General features: G+C 60.7%; 21 protein-coding genes and 2 tRNA genes. 16 read left to right on the top strand and 7 right to left on the bottom strand.

Features of this window, described 5'->3' with window-relative positions; all coding sequences use genetic code 11:
• The first annotated feature begins 112 nt into the window (after positions 1 to 112).
• Positions 113 to 892 carry a porin family protein gene (locus HSW_RS21455; protein ID WP_044003802.1) on the top strand — a complete coding sequence of 260 codons (780 nt, stop codon included), beginning with the start codon at positions 113 to 115 and terminating at the stop codon, positions 890 to 892.
• A 347-nt stretch (positions 893 to 1239) separates the two neighbouring features.
• Here the strand turns inward: HSW_RS21455 and HSW_RS21450 are convergent, their stop codons facing one another.
• Entirely contained in the window at positions 1240 to 3234 is a 1995-nt protein-coding gene (locus HSW_RS21450; protein WP_044003800.1) for a vWA domain-containing protein, read from the bottom strand.
• Positions 3235 to 3431: 197 nt separating this feature from the next.
• Between HSW_RS21450 and HSW_RS21445 the strand changes: the two genes are divergently transcribed.
• Positions 3432 to 4049 carry an RNA polymerase sigma factor gene (locus tag HSW_RS21445; RefSeq protein ID WP_044003798.1) on the top strand — a complete coding sequence of 206 codons (618 nt, stop codon included), beginning with the start codon at positions 3432 to 3434 and terminating at the stop codon, positions 4047 to 4049.
• On the top strand, positions 4036 to 5433 hold the full coding sequence (locus HSW_RS21440; protein WP_044003796.1) for a TonB family protein: 1398 nt from the start codon (positions 4036 to 4038) through the stop codon (positions 5431 to 5433). Before HSW_RS21445 ends, HSW_RS21440 begins: the two co-directional genes overlap by 14 nt.
• Before the next feature lie 201 nt (positions 5434 to 5634).
• On the opposite strand, the gene HSW_RS21435 is transcribed toward HSW_RS21440, so the two are convergent.
• Positions 5635 to 5922: a hypothetical protein gene (locus HSW_RS21435; RefSeq protein WP_044003795.1), complete on the bottom strand. Its 288-nt coding sequence runs from the start codon at positions 5920 to 5922 to the stop codon at positions 5635 to 5637.
• Positions 5923 to 6116: 194 nt separating this feature from the next.
• Between HSW_RS21435 and fumC the strand changes: the two genes are divergently transcribed.
• The 6 genes from fumC (at position 6117) to HSW_RS21405 (ending at position 10903) form a co-directional block, all read left to right on the top strand.
• On the top strand, positions 6117 to 7523 hold the full coding sequence (gene fumC, locus HSW_RS21430) for a class II fumarate hydratase (protein ID WP_044003794.1): 1407 nt from the start codon (positions 6117 to 6119) through the stop codon (positions 7521 to 7523).
• 415 nt (positions 7524 to 7938) lie between these two features.
• Positions 7939 to 8532, top strand: coding sequence for a GNAT family N-acetyltransferase (locus tag HSW_RS21425; protein ID WP_044003793.1), 594 nt, complete (start codon positions 7939 to 7941; stop codon positions 8530 to 8532).
• Entirely contained in the window at positions 8519 to 8935 is a 417-nt protein-coding gene (locus tag HSW_RS21420; RefSeq protein WP_052346731.1) for a diacylglycerol kinase family protein, read from the top strand. Before HSW_RS21425 ends, HSW_RS21420 begins: the two co-directional genes overlap by 14 nt.
• A 126-nt stretch (positions 8936 to 9061) precedes the next feature.
• Entirely contained in the window at positions 9062 to 9532 is a 471-nt protein-coding gene (locus tag HSW_RS24890; RefSeq protein WP_052346730.1) for a DUF6970 domain-containing protein, read from the top strand.
• A gap of 115 nt (positions 9533 to 9647) precedes the next feature.
• Positions 9648 to 10151 carry a DinB family protein gene (locus HSW_RS21410; protein WP_044003792.1) on the top strand — a complete coding sequence of 168 codons (504 nt, stop codon included), beginning with the start codon at positions 9648 to 9650 and terminating at the stop codon, positions 10149 to 10151.
• Between the two features lie 131 nt (positions 10152 to 10282).
• Positions 10283 to 10903 (top strand): thioredoxin family protein, encoded by a 621-nt coding sequence (locus HSW_RS21405; RefSeq protein WP_044003790.1) that lies wholly within the window; start codon positions 10283 to 10285, stop codon positions 10901 to 10903.
• Positions 10904 to 10993: 90 nt separating this feature from the next.
• Here HSW_RS21405 and HSW_RS23240 read toward each other — a convergent pair whose 3' ends face one another.
• Together HSW_RS23240 and HSW_RS21395 are read right to left on the bottom strand one after the other, a co-directional pair.
• A complete protein-coding gene (locus HSW_RS23240) occupies positions 10994 to 11572 on the bottom strand; it encodes a DUF4382 domain-containing protein (RefSeq protein WP_081768551.1) in 579 nt (192 codons plus the stop codon).
• Positions 11573 to 11902: 330 nt separating this feature from the next.
• Positions 11903 to 12376 carry a DUF4293 family protein gene (locus HSW_RS21395; RefSeq protein WP_044003788.1) on the bottom strand — a complete coding sequence of 158 codons (474 nt, stop codon included), beginning with the start codon at positions 12374 to 12376 and terminating at the stop codon, positions 11903 to 11905.
• An 88-nt stretch (positions 12377 to 12464) separates the two neighbouring features.
• Between HSW_RS21395 and HSW_RS21390 the strand changes: the two genes are divergently transcribed.
• The 6 genes from HSW_RS21390 (at position 12465) to HSW_RS21370 (ending at position 18228) form a co-directional block, all read left to right on the top strand.
• Complete coding sequence (locus HSW_RS21390) at positions 12465 to 13664, top strand: thiolase family protein (RefSeq protein ID WP_044005386.1); 1200 nt, start codon at positions 12465 to 12467, stop codon at positions 13662 to 13664.
• A gap of 121 nt (positions 13665 to 13785) precedes the next feature.
• Positions 13786 to 14325, top strand: coding sequence for a GNAT family N-acetyltransferase (locus tag HSW_RS21385; RefSeq protein ID WP_052346728.1), 540 nt, complete (start codon positions 13786 to 13788; stop codon positions 14323 to 14325).
• A 59-nt stretch (positions 14326 to 14384) separates the two neighbouring features.
• Positions 14385 to 14702 carry a hypothetical protein gene (locus HSW_RS24460; RefSeq protein ID WP_155833095.1) on the top strand — a complete coding sequence of 106 codons (318 nt, stop codon included), beginning with the start codon at positions 14385 to 14387 and terminating at the stop codon, positions 14700 to 14702.
• A 30-nt stretch (positions 14703 to 14732) separates the two neighbouring features.
• Positions 14733 to 15524 (top strand): tRNA pseudouridine(38-40) synthase TruA, encoded by a 792-nt coding sequence (gene truA, locus HSW_RS21380; RefSeq protein WP_044003786.1) that lies wholly within the window; start codon positions 14733 to 14735, stop codon positions 15522 to 15524.
• Positions 15525 to 15760: 236 nt separating this feature from the next.
• A complete protein-coding gene (locus HSW_RS21375) occupies positions 15761 to 17533 on the top strand; it encodes an ABC transporter ATP-binding protein (protein WP_044003785.1) in 1773 nt (590 codons plus the stop codon).
• A 170-nt stretch (positions 17534 to 17703) separates the two neighbouring features.
• On the top strand, positions 17704 to 18228 hold the full coding sequence (locus tag HSW_RS21370) for a hypothetical protein (RefSeq protein WP_044003783.1): 525 nt from the start codon (positions 17704 to 17706) through the stop codon (positions 18226 to 18228).
• 82 nt (positions 18229 to 18310) lie between these two features.
• On the opposite strand, the gene HSW_RS21365 is transcribed toward HSW_RS21370, so the two are convergent.
• The 3 genes from HSW_RS21365 to HSW_RS21355 all read right to left on the bottom strand — a co-directional run bounded on the left by HSW_RS21365 (position 18311) and on the right by HSW_RS21355 (position 19390).
• Complete coding sequence (locus HSW_RS21365; RefSeq protein WP_044003781.1) at positions 18311 to 19015, bottom strand: hypothetical protein; 705 nt, start codon at positions 19013 to 19015, stop codon at positions 18311 to 18313.
• 141 nt (positions 19016 to 19156) lie between these two features.
• Positions 19157 to 19230 (bottom strand) — tRNA-Pro (locus HSW_RS21360).
• 86 nt (positions 19231 to 19316) lie between these two features.
• Positions 19317 to 19390 (bottom strand) — tRNA-Pro (locus HSW_RS21355).
• 297 nt (positions 19391 to 19687) lie between these two features.
• On the opposite strand from HSW_RS21355, the gene HSW_RS21350 reads away from it, so the two are divergent.
• Positions 19688 to 20146: a T9SS type A sorting domain-containing protein gene (locus tag HSW_RS21350; RefSeq protein WP_044003779.1), complete on the top strand. Its 459-nt coding sequence runs from the start codon at positions 19688 to 19690 to the stop codon at positions 20144 to 20146.
• The last annotated feature ends 4 nt before the right edge of the window (positions 20147 to 20150 follow it).

The following is a 20150-nucleotide window of genomic DNA, read 5'->3' as shown; positions in this document are numbered from 1 at the left end:
TGGAGCAGCAACGCAAAAAACTGGCACGGTTTTGAAATATTACCTGTCAGCACCGGCAGCCCACCTTGCGCAAACGCGGCGGCCGGCTTCCTCCTTCCAAAACTTCCTGACCATGAATACGAAGCGACTTTTCGGCCGCCTGGCCGCGGCTACCCTTTTGTTTTCGGCTTTCTCCACGGCGGCTGAGGCCCAGGTAACCACCCACCGCGTACCGAAGTATACCGGCCCGGCCCAAGCCCGTCCCGTGCGTTCCACCTCGTCGTACTCGTCGACTCCGGCCACCGGGGGCGTACAGTTCGGGGTGCGGGCGGGGGTAAACGTGGCCGATGTATCGGGCGACGCGGTGAGTACCTTCAACGACCTGGCGGAGTACACTAACGGGGCCGTTACCCAGGAAATGAAGCCCGGTTTCTACGCCGGCCTCTACGCCACGCTGCCCCTGGGCCCACGTTTCGCCATTGAGCCCGGCATTGGCTACTCCGAGAAAGGTACGGTGCTCAACGGCCGCATTCCGCTGGAGCAGTTTGATTTCCTGAACGCCAAAGTAACTGCCACCGGCCGCTTGGCCTACCTCGATATTCCGGTGCTGGCCAAGGCCTACCTAACCGATGGGCTGTACGTGTACGCTGGTCCGCAGGCCTCGGTGCTGCTCTCGGGTAAGGCCCGCGTGCAGGCCGGTGCCTTGGGCTTCAACGCCTTCAATACCGATTTCGACGTAAAAAACCAGCTACGCACCGTTGACTTCGGGGTAGTAGGCGGCCTGGGCTACCAATTCCAGAACGGCCTGGGCCTGAGCGCCGGCTACGACTACGGCTTGTCGTCCCTGGACAAAAACAATAACTTCGACGCCCAGAACCGCGTCATCAAAGCTTCCGTTAACTACTCTTTTTAGAGGGTTTTAAGTACCTTATAAATAACACAAACGGCCCCGCTGCTAACCAGCGGGGCCGTTTGCTTTTCATGAAAGTATAAAAGGGAAGCGGAATAGCTCCGCATCGGAATAACAAGCCGAAGGCGGCCCGGCGGCATGGGTGGCGGAAGCGGCTGCAACCTGCTCCGCCTGCCGCCTTATGAGTGACGGTGGGCCGCCTTCGGGGATGTTTCTGCGGCCAGAACGCCGGGAGTAGCGGCCTAGTACTCCGCTATACTAGAATGAAGAGGCTACAGCAGATAGAGTGGGTTGCATCATGCTGAAAATCTGTTGATTAATTTGATGATGGCTGGAAGCCTAGCCGGTCGTTACCGTGCTCCGTACGCTTCGGGGCGCAGGCCTTCGGCCAGCTTTACTAGCCGCACCAGTTCCGCGCGGTAGCCGTCGGGGTCGAAGCGGCGAGCACCCTCGGCGAGGCGGGTGGTGCTTTCCCAGGTGGCCGTACCCCGGTGCTCACTCTGGCGCAGCAGCATACCGAACTGGGCCACGGCGGCGGCAAAGCGCAGGTTTTCACTGGCCTCGGCAAGGGGCCGCGCCGCACCGGCCAACGGCACCGCCAGCAGACGGCTGGCGAGGCCCTGGGGTTCCTTGTAGCGCAGCTTCACGGTGAGCAGTTCCGCCGAGGCGGATACGGCCGGCGCAGCAGGAGCCGACTGATACTTGAGCGGATCAACTGTGCCGGGGGCACCCACGGGTACTACCTCATATAGGGCCGTAACGGTGTGACCGGAGCCCAGTTCGCCGGCGTCTTTGCGGTCATTATTGAAGTCCTCGGCGGCCAGCACGCGGTTTTCGTAGCCCACCAAGCGGTACTCGCGCACCCGCTGGGGGTTGAACTCCACTTGCAGCTTCACGTCCTTGGCCAGCGTGAACAGCGTGCCGCCGAACTGCTGCACCAGCACCCGCCGGGCCTCGTCGAGGTTGTCGAGGTAGGCGTAGTTGCCATTGCCTTTGTCGGCCAGGAGCTCCATTTTTTTGTCCTGGTAATTGCCCTGGCCTACGCCCAGTACCGTCAGGAACACTCCGCTTTCCCGCTCCTGCGTGATGAGGTGCTCCATGGCGTCGTCGCTCTGCTCGCCCACGTTGAAGTCGCCGTCGGTGCACAAAATCACGCGGTTATTGCTTTCCTTGTTGAAGTGCTGACGGGCCACCTGATAAGCCAGGCGCAGACCTGCGCCACCGGCCGTGGAGCCACCCGCCGAAAGGTTATCAATGGCCGAGAGAATAGTGGCCCGCTCGGAACCGGCCGTGGGCGGCAGCACCGTGCCGGCGGCCCCGGCGTACACCACCAGCGCCACCCGGTCCTGGGGACGCAGTTGCTTGGTAAGGAGGCGCAGGCTCTGTTGCACCAGACCCAGCCGGTCCTCGCCCTGCATGGAGCCCGACACGTCCACGAGAAACACCAGGTTGGCGGGTGGCAGCTTCTCGGTGGCTATCTGGCGGGCCTGTAGTGCCACCTGCACCAACTGGTGCCCGGCGTTCCAGGGGCACTGGGCCTGCTCGGTGATAACGCGGAAGGGCTCGGGGGCCGAAGCGGCGGGCTGGGGGTAGTCGTACTGGAAATAGTTGAGCATTTCCTCCACCCGCACGGCGTCGGTGGGGGGAAGCTGGCCCTGTTGCAGGAAGCGGCGCACGTTGCTGTAGCTGGCCGCATCCACATCAATGCTGAAGGTGCTGAGCGGCTCCTTCGCCACCCGCTGGAAGCCGTTTTCCGCTACGTGAGCGTAGGTTTCGCCCGCGCCGGGGACGGGTTGCGGGTATAGGTAGCCGGGACTGGAATTGACAGCCATGCCGGCCACCCGGCCCTGCAATGCTTCCTGAATCGGGAAGCTGTCCATACTGGGTTCGAGGCCGGTCAGGTCGGCGTCCGATGCCTCCTTAGTGCGCACTCGCACTGGTGAAGCCGGTATGCGCCGGGGCTTGGCCTTACCGCCAGTTACCACTACTTCGCTGAGCGTCTTCTGGTCGGCGACTAACGCTATGTTAATGATTGTCTGGCCGGTAAGCTTCACCTCCCGGGTGATGAAGCCGATGGAGGAAAATGTCAGCGTGGTGGCCTCGGCCGGCAGCGTGAGGGCATACGCGCCATCGGGGCCGGTGCTGACCCCCACGGAGGTGCCTTTCACCAGTACCGTCACGCCCGGTAGACCCTGGCCGGTACTCTTGTCGGTCACGCGGCCCGTTATGGTTCCTTTGGTCTGGGCCGGGTCGATTACCTGATACAGGGCGTTGGCTTGTTGGGCCCGGGCGGCCGGAGCGGCCAGCAAAGCGGCCGCCAGCGTGCAATACAGAAAGGGTTTCATCAGCAGAGGGAATAGCGGTGAGAAAAGCAGATCCGGCCAGGTTCTGCTCATCAGATGCGCCCTTGCCCTGGATTCCACACGGCCCCGGAAAAATATTTTCAGAACGACTCTGCGAACCTGCGCGCATCCCTCTGCAGGAACCAACCCGAGAACTTCTCGTCCACCCAAACCCGCAAATCCCGTAGCTTGCGCCACACATGTTTTTCCGCCGCTCCACCCGCCCCACGCCCGCCGCCGAGCTGTCTGATGAGGACCTGCTGCGCCGCTACCACGCCCAGGGCGAGGTGGCCGACCTGGGCGTGCTCTATGAGCGGCACATGAGCGGCGTACTGGCCATTGCCCGGCGCTACCTCCGCGACGAGGCCGACGCTCAGGATGCGGTAATGCAGCTATTTGAGCAGCTGTTACACAAGCTTCGGCAGCACGAGGTGGAAAACTTCCCGCCCTGGCTGCACGCCACCGCCCGCAACTACTGCCTGATGACGCTGCGGGCCCGGCAGCGCGCCGGCCCGGCCCTGGTGCATTTTTCCGACGAGGCCGGTATGGAATCGGTGGCCGCCCGGCATCTAACCGCAAACGACCCCGCCGAAGCTGAGCTGCATGAGCAGCACCTGCAACAGTTGGAAGTTACCCTCGCCGAACTGCCCCCCGGTCAGCGCCAGTGCTTGGAACTGTTTTACCTGGAAAAGAAAAGCTACCGCGAAGTAGCCGCCCTCACCGGGTTCGACCTGAACGCCGTAAAAAGTCACCTTCAAAACGGGAAGCGCAACCTGCGCCGCCTGCTGCAAGCCTCCGCCTCCGATGCCTCGCCCTAACCTGACCTCCGCACCCTCTGCCCCGGCCGGCGCCCACCTGCCGGTGGAGCTGCTGCGCCGGTACGTGGCCGGGGAGCTGCCGCCCGCCGAGGAGCACCAGGTAGAAACCCACACCCTGGATTGCGCCGTGTGTGCCGATATCCTGGAAGGTTTGGAACTGCAACCCGCCACCGCGCACCAGGCCAGCGTGGACGCATTACGCCAACGCCTGCACACCCGCGTGGCCGAGCTGACCTCTGAAACAACCCCCGAGCCCGCCGTCATTCCGCTGTGGGCGTGGCGGCCGTTGGCGGCAGCGGCCGTGCTGCTGCTGTCGTTGGGCGTGGTGGGGTGGCTGACGGTGAGCCGGTTGAACAACGCGCCGGAGCTGGCCGCCCGCTCTGTTTCGCAAGTCACCCGCGAAGAAAACACGACGGCCACGATACGCCCAGCCGAGCCAGCCGTGGCCGCTGCCGCGCCCGAAGTGGCGGCCGTTTTACCGGCGGCCCCGGCCTCCCCACTCCGGCGGTCGGAGCTGGTGGCCCGGTCGCGTCGCCCGGTGCTAGTGGCCAACGCGCAAGTAGTGCCGGAGCCGTCGGCCGATCTGGCGGGGTTGGATGCGGTTGGTAATGGCTCCGCGACTTTAAGCGCCTCGGCGGCTGCGCCGGTAGTAGAGCCGGCCACCGTGGCTATGGCGGAAACGTCCGTCGAAAATAAGGAAGAGGCCGCCTCAACCCCGGAACCAGTAGCGGCCAAGGCTAAAATGGCCCGCGTGGCCGGCGTTTCGGTGGCGGCTGCCCCGGCGGCTCCGCCGGCTACGCGCACCATTCAGGGCCGCGTGACGGATACTGAGGGCCAGCCGCTGCCGGGAGCATCCATCTCAATTCCCGGTGACTCACATCCTGTTTCAACAAACCAGAATGGTGTTTTTAGTCTGAAAAGACATGTTACTACACGGCAGCTTTACATCAGTTCTATTGGCTATGTCACCCAGGTCTACACCCTGCGCCCCACCGATTCCACGCTGGCCTTGGCATTGGCTCCCGACAGCAAGCAGCTCAATGAAGTGGTAGTGCGCCGCGAGGCTCCGCCCATGCTGCCCAGCATTTCGGCCACGCCGGCTGGGGGCTACGGCAAGCTGCGCCAGTACCTGGCCGACAGCCTCGACTACCCCGAAAAAGCTCTCACGGACCGCCGCGAAGGCACCGTGCGGGTGCAGTTCGTAGTAGGAGTCGACGGCAAGCTCAGCGACTTTAAAGTGGTAAAATCCGTGTCGCCGGAGTGCGACGAGGAGGCCCTGCGTCTCCTCAAGGAGGGCCCCACCTGGTTCCCGGCCGTGCAGAACAACCGCCGCACCGCTCGCAAAGTAGTCGTAGGCGTCCTCTTCAAAATTGAGCAACGGTAACAAGTGGTGAATTTGTGAAATGGTCATTGCGAGGCATAGCCGAAGCAATCCGTCTTTCACGCAGTTCCCAACCATGCCCCACGCAAAAGCCCCTGACGCCAGAACCAGACATCAGGGGCTTTCTGCTTTTCAGGGCGTTGAGCAGTGAAAAGGAAGGATTGCTTCGGCTATGCCTCGCAATGACCCTTCACAAATTCACCACTATCCGCTGTAGCCGCCGCCGCTTTCGGGCTCGGTAGCGCTGCCGCCGGCTTTGTCGGGGGTGGGCAGCTCGGGCTCGGTTTTCAGTTCTACCTGGCTGTAATCGGGGGCACCGTTGCCAGCGGTAGGCACAGCGGTTTCATTAGTGGCGGAGGTGCCGCCTACGCGGGTGCTGGTGGACTCCTGGTTTTCGTGGTTAGGCGGCGTAACGGCAGCGCTCTGGTGTGCAGTCGGCGTGGCGGGCGAGGTGGACAGGGCGTCGGATTCGTCTTCGAAGGTCTTTTTCATGAGGAAGGGCAGATAAGGCGGATGGAAAGCTATTGGCCGGCTATACGCAGCCTGCGGGCCAGTGGCCGCGTTGGGCAGCCGCAGAATTTGGGGATTTTGGGTCGGGTACGGGGCAGGGTTGCGTACTTTTGCCCGGCGGCCCCGGCCGCAGCCTGTTTCCCTGTCACCTCATCCTCTTCTCACCCCACAGAAGCATGACGCAGTTCCGCACCGAGAAAGACACCATGGGCACCGTGCAGGTGCCGGCCGACGCCTACTACGGCGCTCAGACCCAGCGCAGCATCGATAACTTCCAGATTGCCCAGGACATCAACCGGATGCCCAAGGAAATCATCCGTGCCTTCGCCTACCTCAAGAAAGCCGCCGCCCTCACCAACCGCGACGCCGGCATCCTGCCCGCCGACAAAGCGGAGCTGATTGGCCGCGTGTGCGACGAAATTCTGGACGGCCAGCTCGATAAGGAGTTCCCGCTGGTAGTGTGGCAGACCGGCTCGGGCACCCAGAGCAACATGAACGTGAACGAGGTGGTGGCCTACCGCGGCCACGTGCTGCAGGGCGGCCAGCTTTCGGATGAGAAGAAGGTGCTGGCCCCGAACGACGACGTGAATAAGAGCCAGAGCTCCAACGACACGTTCCCGACGGCCATGCACATTGCGGCCTACAAAATCCTGGTGAAAACCACCATTCCCGGCATCGAGAAGCTGCGCGACACGCTGAAGAGCAAGAGCGAGCAGTTCATGCACATCGTCAAAATCGGCCGTACCCACCTCATGGATGCCACCCCGCTGACGGTGGGCCAGGAGTTCAGCGGCTACGTATCGCAGCTCGACCACGGCCTGCGCGCCATCAAGAACACGCTGGCCCACCTCTCGGAGCTGGCCCTGGGCGGCACCGCCGTGGGCACCGGCATCAACACGCCCGCCGGCTACTCGGAGAATGTGGCCAAGCACATTGCCGACCTCACCGGCCTGCCCTTCGTTACGGCCGAAAACAAGTTTGAAGCCCTGGCCGCCCACGACGCCATCGTGGAGGCCCACGGCGCTTTGAAAACGGTAGCTGCTTCGCTGATGAAAATCGGCAACGACATCCGCTTGCTGGCTTCCGGCCCGCGCGCCGGCATCGGCGAGCTGCACATCCCCGACAACGAGCCCGGCTCCAGCATCATGCCCGGCAAGGTGAACCCCACCCAGTGCGAGGCTATGACGATGGTGGCGGCCCAGGTAATGGGCAACGACGTAGCCATCAACATCGGCGGCATGAGCGGCCACTTCGAGCTGAACGTGTTCAAGCCCGTGATGATCTACAACTTCCTGCACTCGGCCCGCCTCATCGGCGACGTGTGTGTGAGCTTCAACGATAAGTGCGCCGTGGGCATCGAGCCCCTGGAAGCCAACGTCAAAAAGCACGTTGATTCGTCACTGATGCTGGTAACGGCCCTCAACCCGCACATCGGCTACTACAAAGCCGCTGAAATTGCCCAGACGGCCCACAAAAACGGCTCTACGCTGAAGGAAACCGCCCTCCAACTCGGCTACCTCACCGAGGAGCAGTTCAACGAGTGGCTCAAGCCCGAAGACATGGTAGGCGAAATCAAGAAGTAGGTACCAGTAGCATCTGGTGGCGATAGGTAAGAGAGACCCTTCGCCTTCCAAGCCGCTGCGGCCTGGGGCTGCACCCCAACCACCGCCCCCCGAAACGAGCCGGCTACCTTCCAAACAGGTGGTCGGCTTCTTTTTTGCCCCAGCCTCAGCACCCGAAATGGTTCCCGCCCCATCCGAAGCACCGGAATTAGCTAGTGGAAATACCTTCGGCTGCTGTTGAAAAAGCTTCGGATACTGTTAGAGCACCTTTGGGTGCGGCAAATGGAGCTTCAGTTACTGTTGGAGAACCTTTGGGCGTTGTGGCGGGCTGTTCGGGTGGTGTTGATGAGGCTTTGGTTGGAGCAGTGGCGGCGGGTGGCGTGGGTGGGGGAAATCCGGCATCTTTACAGCCTACTCCGCCACTTGCTTTGCCCGCATGGATTTCACCCAGGATATCGTTCTTGAAAACAGCCGCGTACGGCTGCGCCCCTTGGCCCTCACCGATTTTGAGGCCCTGCGCCCTCTGGCCGCCGCGCCCGCGCTCTGGGCCTACACCCTCACCCGCGCCGACGACCCCATCAGTCTGGCCGCGTACCTGACGGAAGCCACGCGGGGCCGGGAGCAGCAGCGCCGTTACCCGTTCCTCATCCTCGACAAAGAAACCGGCCGGGTAGCCGGCAGCACCAGCTACTACAACGTGGATCTGGCCGACGCCAAGCTGAGCATCGGTTATACCTGGGTAGGAGAAGAGTTCCAGCGCAGCGGCCTGAACCGGGCGGCCAAGCACGCGCTGCTGTGCTACGCCTTCGATGGGCTGGGCTGCGAGCGGGTGGAGCTGGAAACCGATTCGCGCAACCATAAGTCGCAGGAGGCAATGCACCGCATGGGGGCTACCGAGGAGGGCACGTTGCGCAGCCACCGCCGCACCCAGGGTGGCATCCGGCGCGATACAGTCATCTTCAGCATTCTGCGCAGTGAGTGGAGCCGGCTGCGGCAAACCGTTTTTCAGGAGTTCGATGGGCGGGGCTGAGCCGGAAAAAGCCGCGCCGCGCCGGTTTCCGGCGGTGCTGCGGAAGCGGGCGGCCAGTTTCGGCTATGCCTTCCGGGGCGTGGGGGCGGCGTTGCGCACGGAGGTGCACCTCTGGTTTCACGCGGCGGCTACGGTAGTGGTTATTGGGCTGGGGCTGTACTGCGGGCTAGAACGCTGGGAGTGGGCGGCGGTGGCGTTGAGCGTGGGGGCCGTGTGGTGCGCCGAGCTGGTGAATACGGCCGTGGAAGCGGTGGTGAACCTGGTGTCGCCGGACTATCACCCGCTGGCGGGCCGAGCCAAGGACGTGGCGGCCGGAGCCGTGCTGGTCATGGCCCTGGCGGCGCTGGCCGTGGGCCTGCTGGTGTTCGGGCCGCGCCTGTGGGCTTGGGCGGTGGACGCGTAACCGGGGGGCGGGCGGCCAACTCTGGGCCCCGCCCTGCGTAACCTCTCGGTACGCGGGCCTGCAGGCCGTTCCGGTGCGGAACGACGAACGGCCCGTTTATCATCTGCCACCCCTGTTTCCTGCCTTATGCGTTTTGCCCACCTGCTAACGGCGGCCACCGTTACCGCGTTTTTTTCGCTCAGCGCCTGCCAGCGCAACGTAGCCGTTACCACCCCTACCGATGCCCCCCAGAACGGGCTAGCCGGCAGCGCATCGACCCCCACGCCCACTAGTGCCAACACCGTGGAGCCTACCCCCCGGCCCGACGCTCAGTTCGATAACAAAAAACGTCCTGCCTGGCTGGAAGAGCGAATTACTAAGCATTCCAACGACAAGAAAGCCAACCCGCCCATTCACATCTACAGCTACCAGTACAACGGCGCTACAGTGTACCTAGAGTCGGCCCCGTGCTGCGACCAGTTCAGTAACCTGTACGCCGCTGATGGCAAGCTGCTCTGCCACCCTGAAGGCGGCCTGACCGGCCGGGGCGACGGCCAATGCGCTGACTTCGCCAAGACCCGCACCGAGGAGCGCCTCGTGTGGCAGGACCCGCGCTAAGGCCGCCCCGGGTGGGCCGCCCGGCGGTAGCGCCGTTCTGCTGCTTACCTTTGCCTATTGTTTTGCCTGTCTGACGCGCCCGGTCGCCGGCCGCCGGACTCACCTTCTTTTGTACATGAGTAACACCAACGAAAAGCTGGGCGCCTACGGAGTGTGGGCCAATGACACCCTGCTGCGTCACCTCGATGGCCTGGTGGCCGGCGGGGCCACTTTGCCCGCCGGCGCGCTGCGCATCTTCAGCCACGTCCTCAATGCCCAGGCCATCTGGCTGGGCCGCCTGACCGGCACTCCCAGCCCCGTGAAGGTATGGCAGGAGCATGATCTGGCTGGTTTGCACCACTGGCACCAGCAAACCTCAGAGCGGTTCCACCAGTATGGCCTCAACGCCGACGAGGCCGAGCTGAACCGCCACATCACCTATACCAACTCCATCGGGGAGGGCTACACCAGCCAGGTGTCCGACATCCTGACCCACGTACCGGTGCATGGCAATTACCACCGCGCCCAAGTGGCCAAGGAGTTGCGCGCCGCTGGCCTGGAGCCCATCAATACTGATTTTATTACCTACTGCCGGGAGCTGTCGGCTAAGGCCCAAGCCGCTGATGTGCCCAGCCTGTAGCACATACAAGTAGTGAAAAAACGGAAGCCCTTTCGCGTTGGTGTCAGCCAACCGGAAGGGTTTTTCGTTTGTTAGGGCCACAGGCAGCAGTGGTTTGTCTGCCGACTCCTTATCATCACATAGCCATCCGCATGACTGCTCCCGCGCAACCTGCCGTCCTCAGCCCCGAACGCCTCGCCGGCGCCTACTCCTACGAAACTTACCGCCAACTGCTCGACCAGTTGATGACCGAAGACAAAACCACCGGCAACACTCAGACGACGGAACTGACGGCCTATGCCCGCCTCAACATCCAGCGCATGGAGCGGCTGGATAAAAAGGCTGAGGTCTTGCCCGAAGTGCAAACGGCCCTGAACCGCCTCACCGGCACCTATGAGTGGGTTATCCTCACGGAAGGCTGGTGCGGCGACGCGGCCCAGATCGTGCCGGTGCTGGAAAAGATAGCCCGGGCCAGCCACGGCCGCCTGCGTACCCACTACCTGCTGCGCGACGAAAACCTGGACCTGATGGACCACTACCTCACCAACGGTGGCCGCTCCATCCCCAAGCTGCTGATCCTGCACGCCGATACGCTCACGGAAGTCACCAACTGGGGGCCGCGCCCTACCGAAGCCCACAACCTGTTTCTGGAGATGAAAGCCGCCGGGGCCACCCACGAGGAATTCGCTGAAAAACTTCACGGCTGGTACGCCAAAGACAAAACCCAGGCCACCCAGCACGAACTCCTGCGCGTGATAGAACAGATGGCCTAAAATAGAAAAAGGACGAGCGGCGTGACACAGTCACGCCGCTCGTCTTCTTAAGTAAAGCAGTAAAGGAACCGGATCTGAACCGCGCTTAGCCTAGCTGGGCGGGGTGGGCAGCGTGGGCGGAACGTTGATAATGATTGAAGCCGGTATTACGGTTCCCCGCAGTACCGGCTTGAGGCCGTAGGTTCCGTTGCCACGGCTGACAATATCCCGCTCCACGGAAAAATCAATGGTGAGCAGGTAAGTGGTGCCGGCTTCCAGGGGCGTATCATCCAGCTGAATTTTCAACCCCGAAGTGGTGCCGCTGGGCGTATCCAGGGCCAGCAGGGTGCCGTTGGCCAGCTGAATTTGGCTGCCGGTGCCCAGCACCAGGCGTATGCTTTGCAAAGTGCCGCTGAAAGCTGGCGTCAGGCTGATCCGGCCGTTGGTGGCACTCAACAGGTCGTAGCTGCGGGCGCTTACTCCGGGTAGTACCACTTTATTGCCTTGGCTGAACTGTCCCTCGGCCTGCTCCAGATCAATGAGGACCGCCCCAATTGCACTGGGTTTGGTTTTACTGTCGGCCTGCTGGCTGCTGGTTTTGGGCTGGATTTCGGAAAGTGTGTCACTACAGCCGGAAAGTAGTGCTGCGCCCAGGATCAAAGTGGGAAACAAGGGAGTAAGAAGTTTCATGCGCAATAGGAGTAAAAAAGGGAGAGAATGGATTTAGGCGGTGAAATCTATAACAAAGAGAAATAAAATCAAAAACGACCAGTCAGCTATAAGGGTTGAATAACGCTCTGATACTTAGTAGAAAGCCGTAGAAATGCGACTGATATTCTGGCCGGTGAATGAGACGAAGCCGGCTGTGCGAAGCGCTAAGGCCATATGTGCAGTAGGGCAACGTGGGTAAAATGCATAGGCCCAAAATGGGAGAACAGACAGCGTAACTCTTGAAAAAAGAGCAAAAAAAAGCTCCGGTTAAGAATAACCGGAGCTTGTAATGGAGAGCGTAAGGACGGATTACCGTAGCCGGTCCTGGCTGCGCACCAGGCGCTCGTCGTTGCGGATGAAGCGGTTGGCTAGTAGGTTCAGCAGCAGGGCTAGGGTGGGCAGGTAGAACCCGGCCGCGAATTCGCCCGGAATTTTAATGTTGAGCATCCGCTCGCCCACGCCCGAGTAATAGAACCCGGCCCCGATAGTGCCCACAATCAGCAGGAAGTTGACCGCGCCCAGCTTGAGCTGGTTGAAGCGGTTGCGAAACTGGAAGATTTCCAGCACGGCCACGGCGGCCGAAGCCACGGCCAGTACAGCAATGGGCCAGGTGGCCACGGGGGCCGTACCGGCAGCCGGCTGCTCGAAGGCCAGCTGCGTAGCCGTGAGGACCACCGTCTGCTTACTGCTCGGGTCGAACTTGCTCCAGATGGGCAGAAACAGAACGCTGAGCATGGCCAGGGCCAGCAACAGCAGGAAAACGCTTTGGATTCTTTGTATCATCTTTGTGTTTTGACTTTTCGGCTACGACACCATTCCCTTGGGGCGGGCAAAAGTAGCCAACTACGACCGGAATAACGCATTTAACCTGATGCCTACTGCATACATTGTGGACGCCGTCCGCACCCCGATAGGAAAATTTGGTGGCGCCCTCAGCAGCGTCCGTCCTGATGATATGGCCGCGCATGTGTTGCGCGAGTTGCTGCGCCGCAACCCGTCCCTGGATAAAGCGGCCGTAGAGGACGTCATTATCGGAGCTGCCAACCAGGCTGGTGAGGACAACCGCAATGTGGCCCGCATGGCCGCGCTGCTGGCCGGCCTGCCCATCACGGTGCCCGGTATTACGGTAAACCGCCTCTGTGCCTCGGGCCTGCAAAGCATCATGGATGCCTCGCGTGCCATCCGCGCCGGGGAAGGCGAGGTGTACCTGGCCGGCGGGGCCGAAAGCATGACCCGCGCGCCCTTTGTGATGGCCAAATCGGCCACGGCCTTTGCCCGCGACTTCATGGCCCACGACACCACCCTGGGCTGGCGCTTCGTGAACCCCAGGCTCTCGAAGATGCACCACCCGTACGCTATGGGCGAAACGGCCGAAAACGTGGCCCGTCGCTACCACATCACCCGGGAGGAGCAGGACCAGTTTGCCTTCGACTCGCAGCGCAAGTACCAGAGGGCCTTCGAGAAGGGCCGCTTCCGCAAGGAAATTTCCCCCGTGTTCATCCCGCAGCCCAAGGGCGACACGGCTCTGTTCGACCAAGACGAGCCGCCGCGCTTTTCCAGCCTCGAAAAGCTGGCCAGTCTGCGGCCCGCTTTTCAGGTAGATGGCACCGTTACGGCTGGCAACTCGGCCGGTATCAACGACGGGGCCGCCGCCGTGCTGATTGTGAGCGAGGAGGCCCTGAAGCAGTACAACCTGAAGCCACTGGCGCGGGTGGTAGCGTCGGCCGTGGCGGGCGTCGACCCCGCCTATATGGGCCTCGGCCCCGTGCCTGCCACCCAGAAGGTGCTCCAGCGGGCCGGCCTTACGTTGCAGGATATGGACCTGATTGAGCTGAACGAAGCTTTTGCCGCCCAGAGCATTGCCTGCGTGCGCGACCTGGACCTCGACCTGACCAAGGTGAACGTGAACGGCGGCTCCATTGCCATCGGTCACCCCCTGGGAGCCAGCGGCTCGCGCATCACGGCCACCCTGATTCATGAAATGCAGCGCCGCGAAGGCATCCGCTACGGCCTGGCCACCATGTGCGTGGGCGTAGGCCAGGGCGCCGCCGTGATTTACGAGAAAATGTAGGTCGGGAATAATGTGGTGAGAATGTGAAAAATGAGAGGAATGTGGACAAGTTTGTTCCCTCGTTGGTCCTGTTCATTGCTCACATTCTAGCTCCATTTCCCACATTTCGCACATTCCCCCAATGGCCGATTCGCTCCTCACCCCGACGCTTGCTTTACCAGTGGCCGGGGCGCGGCTGCGGCCCTGGCGCTTCTCCGATGCCGCCGCTTTGGCCCGTCACGCCAACGATGAGCGCATTGCCCGGAATCTGCGCGACACGTTTCCTTACCCGTATACGACCAGCGACGCGGAGTTTTTTCTCTGCCTCGTAGCTGACAGCACCCGCGACCTGCACTTAGCCCTGGAGGTCGACGGGGAAGCGGTGGGCAGCATCGGCGTCCATTTCAAGACCGATGTGCGCCGCCACTCCGCCGAAATCGGGTACTGGCTCACGCCGGCCTGCTGGGGGCGCGGTCTGGCCACGGCCGCCGTGCAGACGGCCACGGCCTACGTACTGGCCCACTTCGACGTCTGCCGCCTCTACGCGGTAGTTTTCGAAAGCAACCCCGCTTCGGCCCGCGTGCTGGAAAAGGCAGGCTACACGCTGGAAGCCCGTTTGCGCCGCAGCGTGGTAAAGGAAGGTGTCGTGCAGGATTCGTTGCTGTATGCGCTGGTAGTATGAAAGGATTGTTTTGCTACTTGGCCTTTTTTAAAAGAATACATACTATTCTGTTGCTGATTATGATGTCCGTCATAACAATAGCAGCAGCAAGTATATTTACTTATGGTTTCTATACTACTCCCTCCTTTCTATTTTCCATCTGTGATAAAATAGAAGCTGATACCTCAATAATAAGGACAATAGTTGAGAATAGAGGATACACGCTTGCATACAGTAAATCTGATCTACACGAAGGTGATACAGCTACCTTCTATGTTGCAATTACAGGAATGTGCGATAGTAGTTATGCTAAAGTGCGAGGATATTATTTTTTGAAAAACAATAAATATAAATATGCAATACAAGATACTACAATTGTTAATAAATGCCATTTGTAATAATGGTAGCTTCAATTTCCTGAGTTTTTCATGCGCTACTTCCTTCACCTGGCCTACGACGGCTCCGCCTTCCACGGCTGGCAGATTCAGCCGGGCGTGACGACCGTACAGCAGGAGCTGGACCGCTGCCTCTCGCAGGTGCTGCGGCAGCCGGTGTACTGCCTGGGCAGTGGCCGCACCGATTCGGGCGTGCACGCCAGCCACCAGGTCGCGCACTTCGATGCCGACCTACCCGCCGGTCTGGACGTGCCCACGCTGCTCTACCGCCTCAACCGCGCGCTGCCGCCCAGCATCCGCTGCCAGGTGCTGCACCCGGTGCCGCCCGACGCCCACGCCCGCTTCAGCGCCAAAATTCGGACCTACGAATACCACGTGCGCCTCACGCCCGACCCGTTTGCCGCCAACTACAGCCTCTACCTCGACCGGGCCCCCGATGTGGCGGCCATGAACGAGGCGGCGGCTATGCTGCTGGGTACCCACGATTTTACCACGTTTTCCAAGGTGAAAGGGGCGGAGAAGCACTATAACTGCACCTGCCTGGAGGCCGGCTGGCACGAGGAGCCGGGCGGGCTGGTGTTCCGCATTCGGGCCAACCGTTTCGTGCGGGGCATGGTGCGGCTGGTGGTGGGCACGCTGCTGAGCGTGGGCCGGGGCAAGATGACGCCGCAGGAGTTCGGGGAAGTGTTTCGCAGCCTCAACCGCGTGCATGCCGGCGGCGCGGCCCTGGCCAACGGCCTGTTCCTGTGCCGCGTGGAATATCCGGCGGAGCTGCTGGGTGATGCAGCGTTGCCCACCGGTTTGCCGTACTTCTCCGAAGTGTAGCGCCCCGCAGAACGAAAAGCCAGAACGTCATTCCGAGCATGTGGCGCATCAAGCCAGTGTGCGGAGCCGCAGCCGAGGAATCTCGCGTGCTGACGTTGTCGGAGTAATCAGATTGCTAACTAACGAGCGAGATTCCTCGGCAAGCTCGGAATGACGTTCTAACGTTTTCACGCCTCCCCAATCTAACTCATACCCGCGCCTGCCGGTTACCCTCTGACCCCACCCAACAACCCGAAATGGAGCAAGCAACTACCGCCCCAAAAAGCGGCAATATCTTCGACTGGCAGGTGCTGCGGCGGCTGATGGTGTACGTGCGGCCCTACCAGCGCGTGTTTTATTTCCTGATTTTTCTCACTATTGCCACTGCGGTGCTGGGCACGTTGCGGCCCTTTCTGATCCAGCAGATGGTGGACGTGACCATTGAAGAGGGCGACTGGCAGGGGCTCAACCGCATGTTTGGGCTGCTGCTGGTGCTGCTGGTGGCCCACGCCATCGTCAGCTACCTGCAAACCTACTTTGGGGGCTGGCTGGGTCAGTACATCGTGCGCGACATTCGGGTGGACCTCTACAAGCACATCCTGGACCTGCGCCTCAAGTTCTTCGACAAGACGCCCATTGGTCAGCTCGTGACGCGCAACATCTCCGACGTGGAAACCCTTTCCGACGTATTCAGCGAAGGGCTGGCGGCCATGATTGGCGACATTCTGCAGCTGGTGTTCATCGTGAGCTTCATGTTCTACATCGACTGGCGACTGACGCTGATCAGCCTCTCGGTGATTCCGCCGCTGCTGTTCAGCACCTACGTGTTCAAGGAGAAGGTGAAGAAGTCGTTCCAGGAGGTGCGCACGGCCGTGGCCAGCCTCAACTCCTTCGTGCAGGAGCACCTGACGGGCATGAACGTGGTGCAGATTTTCAACAACGAGGAGCGGGAGCTGCGCAAGTTCAAGGCCATCAACCAGGAGCACACCCGCGCCAACATTCGCTCGGTGCTCTACTATAGCATCTACTTCCCGGTGGCCGAGGTGCTGGCCGCCGCCGGCGTGGGCCTGCTGGTGTGGTACGCCGCCCAGGGCCAGATTGAGGGCACCATCTCGAAGGGCGCACTCATTGCCTTCATCATGTACAACGCTTTGTTCTTCCGGCCCATCCGCCAAATTGCCGACCGATTCAACACCCTGCAGCTGGGCCTGGTAAGCACCGAGCGCCTGCTCAAGCTGCTCGACAGCAAGGAGCTGATTGCCGACAACGGCACCTACGCCCCAGCCGATTTGCGCGGCGATGTGAACTTCGAGCACGTCTGGTTTGCCTACAACGACGAGGAATGGGTACTGCGCGACGTGGATTTCTCGGTAAAGGCCGGCCAGACGTTTGCCTTCGTGGGCGCTACCGGGGCCGGCAAAACCAGCATTATTAACCTGCTCAGCCGCTTCTACGAAATTAACAAGGGCACCATCCGAATCGACGGCCACGACCTGCGCGAGTACGACCTCAAGGACCTGCGCCGCCACATCGGGGTGGTGCTCCAAGATGTGTTCCTGTTCGCCGGGGCTATTCGGGACAATATCACCCTGGGCAAGCAGGACATCACCGACGCCCAGATCTGGGAAGCCGCCGACCTAGTGGGTGCCCGCCGCTTCATTGAGCGTCTTCCCGGCGGCCTCGACTACCAAGTGATGGAGCGCGGGGCCACGCTGTCGGTGGGGCAGCGCCAGCTCATCAGCTTCGTGCGGGCCATGGTGTACCAGCCCCGCATCATCATTCTGGACGAGGCCACGTCGTCAGTGGATTCGGAAACTGAGGAGCTGATTCAGCAGGCCATTGAAAAGCTCATGCAGGGCCGCACCAGCCTCGTCATTGCTCACCGCCTGAGCACCATCCAGAAAGCCGACCAGATCATCGTGCTCGATCGGGGCGAAATTAAGGAGGCCGGCACCCACGAGGAACTGCTGCGCCACCAAGGCTTCTACGCCAACCTCTACCAGATGCAGTACAAAGACGTGCTGCAATAGGCCGGGAAGAACAGAACGTCATTCCGAGCGGAGCGAGGAATCTCGCGTGCTGATGTTGCAGTAGTAACTCAACGTCAGCACGCGAGATGCTTCGACAAGCTCAGCATGACGTTCTATTGTTTCTTTGCATCTCCGAACCAGAAAACCCTTTCCATTTCTTCTCTTACAGAATGAACAGAATTTTTCTCGCCCTGGCCCTGCTGCTGACGTTGGGTTTCTCGGTAGCCTACTGGAAAATGGGAGGCTTTAAAGCGGCCGTCGTCACCCGGGAAACCACCGCGCAACCCTACTTCCTGGCCGGCCGCTACTACGAAGGCCCCGCCCAGGATGAAGCCTTCGGCGACCTGACCCGCGAGGCTTACAACCTGCGCAAAGCCGGCAAGCTGCGCGGCGACTTCGGCAACATCTTCTACAACAGCCCCGAAAGCTCCCGCGACCAAGCCAAGGTATTCGTGGGCGTGTTCGTGGCCGATACCACCGCCCAGCAGCTGCCCGCCGGCTACCGCTACCGCACCTTCGCCGCGGGCCAGCGTGTGCTCCGCGCCCGCATCAACGCCAGTTACCTGCTGGCCCCCGACAAGCTCTACACCGGCGTGAAAGATGCCGCCGCCGCCCAGAAACTCACCCTCCAGCACATCTACCTGGAACGCTTCCCCGACGAAGGCGAGCCAGAAGTGCTGGCCGTGCTGAAGTAGAGCGCCGCAGAACGCAAAGCGCCCGCCTGACGTGATAGTCAGGCGGGCGCTCTGTTATGTGAGGAGGTAGAAAACCAGGCCGTTAGCGGCCCATATAGTATGATGCGCCCACGCTTAACTGGTTAAGGCCAAAGTTTGCGCCGAAATCGGAATACATGGACTTTGATTCCGGCTGATTCCGGGTGGCTTCTGATTTGGATGTAGTGCGGCCATAACCAATACCGCCAAACGCCAGCTCCAAACCCAGTTTTTCCACGGGGAAAAAGACTAACGCCGGGCTGATTCCTAGTCCGAAGCCATTAATTTTCCCCTCGTTGTCCAACTGATTAGGCGCGGTGGTTTCTGCTTTGCTTTTGCCCGTGCTGTACGTAGCGTTCAACTGCCCGAATACGCCAAATGTAGCAGTTGGCATATAGTAATAGCGGAGAAAAGGAGCTATGTTGAAGCTATTGTTGCGGGCTGTCTGCTGGTAGGTTACGGGGTTGCCAGTGTAAGAGTAATCGTATAAAGGAGACGTTATCTTCTGAGAATTATAGCCGACGGAAATACCCGCCGCCAGGTTATCTGCTATAAACACGCCCGCCCGGGGGCTCACGTTAAAGGTGCGATTCACCTGCTCGTACTCGCGTTTCGTCACCGGAATGGATGGATTGTTCAGCGTTTGAGTACTGGTGGATCGGGTGTACCCCAGGTTGCCGCCCAGTAATTTAGTGCCTTTAACTAGTTGTGCTTCTGCTACTAAAGAGGAAAAGCTGAGCCCTATGGTCAGCAAAAAGAGACGATTCATAAAAGTGATGTAGAAAGAGTGATAAAAAAAGCCTTCAGATGGAACTTATCTTAACATAAACCGCACCATAAACCATTAGAAACGCAAAAAAGCCCACTAAACCGAAGTCCAGCGGGCTTTTTCAGGGAGAGAGTATCAAAGTCGGGGTGGCAGGATTCGAACCTACGGCCTCGTCGTCCCGAACGACGCGCGCTACCGGGCTGCGCTACACCCCGAGGGAAACTTGGGTACTCACTTTTTTAGGCCGAAAAAAGCCTCCGGGTGGGGTTCCCAGAGGCTTTTCGATCAGATAACTCTTCGGTCGGAGTGGCAGGATTCGAACCTACGACCTCCAGCACCCCATGCTGGCGCGATACCAGGCTACGCTACACCCCGAGGAATTGTGATGCAAATGTAACGCGGTAAATGATATCCGCGCAACTTCAGTGGTGTTTTTTTCTGTGCTCGGCTCCCATTATCCGCGCCGCAGCTGGCACAACAGGCGGTAGACGTTTCAGAATGTGGAAGTTGGAAGACCAGAGAAATAATGCCCGCTCGAAATAAAAAAACACTCTGGCGCGTTTATTGCCCCGATATGCCACCACGTACTTTAAGCTCGACCAATCCGATGTGGGGGTAGAGTTTCGTACCTTTACCCGGCCGTATCGTTCACATAATCTGACAGGAACGCGTATGAAAACTTTTACTCTTCTGGGTTGCCTGCTGGTATTACTCCTGACCGGACAATTTGCCCAGGCGCAAACGAAAGTAGCCGCCAAGCCGGCTGTTTCAGTTGCTAAACCGACGGCTCCGGCCCCTAAGCCGGCGGCCTCAGCAGCTCCGTTGGTGGCGGTGGCAGCCCCGGCCCTCATCACCGATAAGATGATGGACCCCACACCCAACACCAACGCCCTGAAGGTGCGCGCCGAAACCAATCCGCTGACCAAGCGCCTCACGGTGCGCACGGATGCTACCGGCCCCACCCGCGTGGAACTCAACGGTACCGATGGCCGCCCCGTCCTGACCCGGGACCTGATTTCGGGTGATGCCGCCGCGGTGCTGGACGTGAGCAACCTGCCCGCCGGCTCCTACATCGTGCAGTGTACCTCCGGGGAGCGGCGTGGCCTCAAGCGCGTGATGCTGGGCCAGTAGGTCA

Origin of the sequence: Hymenobacter swuensis DY53, from assembly GCF_000576555.1 — a bacterium.
In the GTDB taxonomy this organism is placed as follows: Bacteria; Bacteroidota; Bacteroidia; order Cytophagales; family Hymenobacteraceae; genus Hymenobacter; species Hymenobacter swuensis.
This window is presented reverse-complemented; position numbering and strand designations above follow the sequence as displayed.

Excerpts from the sequence above, each read along its gene's own strand:
- HSW_RS21350 (WP_044003779.1), top strand. The coding sequence starts at position 19,688 with ATGAAAACTTTTACTCTTCTGGGTTGCCTGCTGGTATTACTCCTGACC.
- HSW_RS21455 (WP_044003802.1), top strand. The coding sequence starts at position 113 with ATGAATACGAAGCGACTTTTCGGCCGCCTGGCCGCGGCTACCCTTTTG.
- HSW_RS24890 (WP_052346730.1), top strand. The coding sequence starts at position 9,062 with ATGCGTTTTGCCCACCTGCTAACGGCGGCCACCGTTACCGCGTTTTTT.
- HSW_RS21445 (WP_044003798.1), top strand. The coding sequence starts at position 3,432 with ATGTTTTTCCGCCGCTCCACCCGCCCCACGCCCGCCGCCGAGCTGTCT.
- HSW_RS21450 (WP_044003800.1), bottom strand. The coding sequence starts at position 3,234 with ATGAAACCCTTTCTGTATTGCACGCTGGCGGCCGCTTTGCTGGCCGCT.
- HSW_RS21420 (WP_052346731.1), top strand. The coding sequence starts at position 8,519 with ATGGGCGGGGCTGAGCCGGAAAAAGCCGCGCCGCGCCGGTTTCCGGCG.
- HSW_RS21435 (WP_044003795.1), bottom strand. The coding sequence starts at position 5,922 with ATGAAAAAGACCTTCGAAGACGAATCCGACGCCCTGTCCACCTCGCCC.
- HSW_RS21405 (WP_044003790.1), top strand. The coding sequence starts at position 10,283 with ATGACTGCTCCCGCGCAACCTGCCGTCCTCAGCCCCGAACGCCTCGCC.
- HSW_RS21390 (WP_044005386.1), top strand. The coding sequence starts at position 12,465 with ATGCCTACTGCATACATTGTGGACGCCGTCCGCACCCCGATAGGAAAA.
- truA (WP_044003786.1), top strand. The coding sequence starts at position 14,733 with ATGCGCTACTTCCTTCACCTGGCCTACGACGGCTCCGCCTTCCACGGC.
- fumC (WP_044003794.1), top strand. The coding sequence starts at position 6,117 with ATGACGCAGTTCCGCACCGAGAAAGACACCATGGGCACCGTGCAGGTG.
- HSW_RS21370 (WP_044003783.1), top strand. The coding sequence starts at position 17,704 with ATGAACAGAATTTTTCTCGCCCTGGCCCTGCTGCTGACGTTGGGTTTC.
- HSW_RS21440 (WP_044003796.1), top strand. The coding sequence starts at position 4,036 with ATGCCTCGCCCTAACCTGACCTCCGCACCCTCTGCCCCGGCCGGCGCC.
- HSW_RS21365 (WP_044003781.1), bottom strand. The coding sequence starts at position 19,015 with ATGAATCGTCTCTTTTTGCTGACCATAGGGCTCAGCTTTTCCTCTTTA.
- HSW_RS21375 (WP_044003785.1), top strand. The coding sequence starts at position 15,761 with ATGGAGCAAGCAACTACCGCCCCAAAAAGCGGCAATATCTTCGACTGG.
- HSW_RS23240 (WP_081768551.1), bottom strand. The coding sequence starts at position 11,572 with ATGAAACTTCTTACTCCCTTGTTTCCCACTTTGATCCTGGGCGCAGCA.
- HSW_RS21385 (WP_052346728.1), top strand. The coding sequence starts at position 13,786 with ATGGCCGATTCGCTCCTCACCCCGACGCTTGCTTTACCAGTGGCCGGG.
- HSW_RS21410 (WP_044003792.1), top strand. The coding sequence starts at position 9,648 with ATGAGTAACACCAACGAAAAGCTGGGCGCCTACGGAGTGTGGGCCAAT.
- HSW_RS21395 (WP_044003788.1), bottom strand. The coding sequence starts at position 12,376 with ATGATACAAAGAATCCAAAGCGTTTTCCTGCTGTTGCTGGCCCTGGCC.
- HSW_RS24460 (WP_155833095.1), top strand. The coding sequence starts at position 14,385 with ATGATGTCCGTCATAACAATAGCAGCAGCAAGTATATTTACTTATGGT.
- HSW_RS21425 (WP_044003793.1), top strand. The coding sequence starts at position 7,939 with ATGGATTTCACCCAGGATATCGTTCTTGAAAACAGCCGCGTACGGCTG.